The following is a 1,325-nucleotide window of genomic DNA, read 5'->3' on the forward strand; positions in this document are numbered from 1 at the left end:
GCTTTTTAATATTAATAAATACCGTTAAAACTGGTAGCTTGCGCCTGCAAAAAAGCGACGCTCTGGCGTGTTGTAGTAATACACTTCACCCGTTGTAAAATCAGTGTTTGAATCAACAGCGTTATATTCTTTATCAAATAAGTTTTCTACACGAAGTGAAACTTCAATATGTTCATTTACTTGATAATTACCCGCTAGGTTCCAGAGTGTATAAGAGCCTAAGCGCGTCACAGCACCTTGTCGGTCGCTACGGTATTGCATGTCTAAGCTTGCATCAAAAGCACCAAACTGTTTTGCAAGTTCCCAGTTAAAAGTACGTTTAGCAACATTACGCAACTCTGCGCCCGTTTCTTCGTCTTCAGCGCTTAAGTAAGCAAAGTTAAGGTTGCTATCAAAACCAAAAAACTGCTGAGATAAGCTAAATTCAACCCCTTCGTAACGTGCTTCATCGATATTAGCCAATGCAAAGTTTGCATCGTAATCAATCTTATCTTCTATATCGTTTCTAAATATTGCAATATCAACTTGCGCGATATCAAAATCTACACTCAAACCTAACTCACGGTTTACTGATTTTTCAGGTTGTAAATCAGGGTTACCATAAAGTGGATAATATAAATCGTTAAATGTAGGAGCTTTAAAGCCAGTACTTTGGCTTATACGAAATGTTGCATCTTCAGATAAATGATAACCTGCAGCGGCTGTATACGTTGTTTCGTCGCCAAATTGCTCATCATCATCTTGGCGAACAGTTAAATTAGCCAGTACTTTATCTGCATCATAGTAAGCACCTACAAACACAGCAAGTACATCGCGGCTGTCTTCAACAAATGGTTGCGAACTATGCGACACATCATCGTTGTACCAATTAATACCACCACTAATGTTAAGTTCATTAGATAACAGGTACTGGCCGTTATAATCAATTTGTGTGCGTTTAGTTATAAAGGTACTTGTTGTTGGCCCAACTGAAAAATCGACATATGTATTGTCTGAATCATCTGTTGAAAGCGCTAAATCAATACTATGCGTTTGGTTAGTGTAGTTTTTGCTCCAACCTGCAGAAAGTTGATAGTTTTTAAAGTCATCTCGTTCAATCGTACTATCTGCTGGGCTAAAGCTACTGTCGTAATCTGCATAACCTTCACTGTATTGGCCTAATAACTTAAAGTCGCCGTAATGTGCATCGGTGTAGTTTACTTTAAACCCAAGGTTTTTATTTTCATAGCCATCTTCATCAGGTGCTACGCCTTGCAGTACATCAAAGTTATCTGTTTTTTCAAAGCCTGCGTTAAATGCTGTTGTTATATCATCTGATTTTACAG

Annotated in this window: 1 protein-coding gene; it reads right to left on the reverse strand. The window is 38.1% G+C overall.

What is annotated here, in order from left to right; all coding sequences use genetic code 11:
* Positions 1–24: 24 nt before the first annotated feature.
* Positions 25–1,325: TonB-dependent receptor domain-containing protein (locus H5072_RS19595; protein ID WP_182694528.1), on the reverse strand; the 1,301-nt coding region annotated here is incomplete at its 5' end.

This window comes from Pseudoalteromonas sp. SR45-5 (genome assembly GCF_014163565.1).
GTDB classification, from domain to species: domain Bacteria; phylum Pseudomonadota; class Gammaproteobacteria; order Enterobacterales; family Alteromonadaceae; genus Pseudoalteromonas; species Pseudoalteromonas distincta.